The organism is Candidatus Regiella insecticola LSR1 (genome assembly GCF_000143625.1).
In the GTDB taxonomy this organism is placed as follows: Bacteria; Pseudomonadota; Gammaproteobacteria; order Enterobacterales; family Enterobacteriaceae; genus Regiella; species Regiella insecticola.
Map to the genome: position 1 here is coordinate 545 of NZ_GL379713.1, position 1,519 is coordinate 2,063.

The 1,519-nt window shown below is 49.8% G+C and carries 2 protein-coding genes and 1 pseudogene; 2 read left to right on the forward strand and 1 reads right to left on the reverse strand.

Features of this window, described 5'->3' with window-relative positions:
• The coding region (locus REG_RS14950) for an IS91 family transposase (protein WP_176603525.1) at window positions 1-825 on the reverse strand (825 nt) is incomplete at its 3' end.
• A gap of 160 nt (window positions 826-985) precedes the next feature.
• Between REG_RS14950 and REG_RS13595 the strand changes: the two genes are divergently transcribed.
• Both REG_RS13595 and REG_RS11565 read left to right on the forward strand, forming a co-directional pair.
• Window positions 986-1,180 (forward strand): hypothetical protein, encoded by a 195-nt coding sequence (locus REG_RS13595; RefSeq protein WP_039908821.1) that lies wholly within the window; start codon window positions 986-988, stop codon window positions 1,178-1,180.
• 113 nt (window positions 1,181-1,293) lie between these two features.
• A pseudogene (locus REG_RS11565) lies at window positions 1,294-1,519 on the forward strand (reverse transcriptase domain-containing protein); the annotation flags it as partial.

Genomic DNA, 1,519 nt, shown 5'->3' on the forward strand with positions numbered 1-1,519 from the left:
CTTTCGGGTTTTATGACTGAGGTAGCGATAGGTCACTTCCTGGCCGTTATAATGTTCCAGCCGAGATAACGACACGGTTTTTTTTTTAAATAACGGCCAAATAATTGAGTGTTTTTTGAGCATTATCTGTCGGCTTCGCCAGGTCGATATTCCAATGCCGTTGGTAATGTAAATCCAGAAACCGCTCCCGTTGACCCCCGGCGTCGTGAGGGTGTGTGCCAACGCCGGCGGTAATTGCAATTTATCCCACTGTTGACGAAGTAGCGTGATAATCTGATAGCGCCACTGTTTCATCAGCGTTTTTCCGCTAAACGTGATTTTTTTCCACTTCTCAGCGTTGTCATCCAGTCCGCCACAGGTCACGGAAAGATGCACATGAGGATGCCAATTAAGTGCCCGCCCATGTGTATGCAACGCCGTGAATATGCCCGGCAATAGGTTTTTTGGCTGGCAAAAACCTAAAATGACGTTGGCCGCTAAACGACTCAGATGCGTTAACAGCCCACGGTTTAGCTCAAACAGCGGCCAGAACTCACGGGGAAAGGTAATGTGTTGCCATTTTGTGACCGGGAGCACCGTGCGTTGTTTAGCCACCCACTGCTCTGTGGCTTTCTTACCACAGGAAGGGCACGAACGGCTATGACAGGTAAAGCAAATCCGTTTGGTGTGCGTACAGCCCTCTTTTTGACAACGCCAGCTGGCAAACCCCAATGCTGATGTTCCGCAGGCAAACAGTTTAATCAGATTATCGACCACCCCCGGCCGTATTTTATCCGCATGAGCGCGATAGTAATTCCACCACGCAGTGCGCTGGGAAAGCTGCACTTATCTTGCAGGTGAAAGTCCTGTCTCGGAAGGTGAAGCTAGCACCACCGAGTAGTGAGTCTTGCGCTCTCCCGGGTAACTTGGAGGGTGAAGCGTAGACAACGAAACATTCGAGCCGAAACCAAATGGTGAACGTGATAGCCCCGAAATGGAACCGATCGTGGAAGCTGACGGATTTGCGTATCCGGCAAGCAATAAATTCCTGGAGGCCAACCTAGCGAATTGCCAAAAGAGATTAACCACCGGGGTCACAGGCGTCAGCGAGTTTGTAGAGATAGGTGACGGAACCCAGGAGATCCAGAAAGCTCTCAATGGAGTGAGTATTTTAAGCGCAAGTGCCAAACACGAGGCTTAAAAGAAGGCTTTCAGGAAGTCGGAGTCAGCCATAGTAGCGAAGAAGCGAGTAATGATCGTGGAGCGAAGGGCGGGCAGATAGATCGAGCGTAAGAGAGAAACAATGACCGTACGAAGCCGGCCAGAATAACGGAGATCCCAAAAGAAGACGGCAGTAAACGGCCATTAGCGATTTCCTGTGTGGAAGATAAGCTGGTACAGCGTGCTGTCAGCGATATTCTGACCAGGATATACGAACCGCTGTTTCTGCCCTGTTCTTACGGTTTTCGCCCGGAATTAAACTGTCACGATGCATATTATCATCAAGAAGATCACCGAATAACATTGATGGAGATCGCTC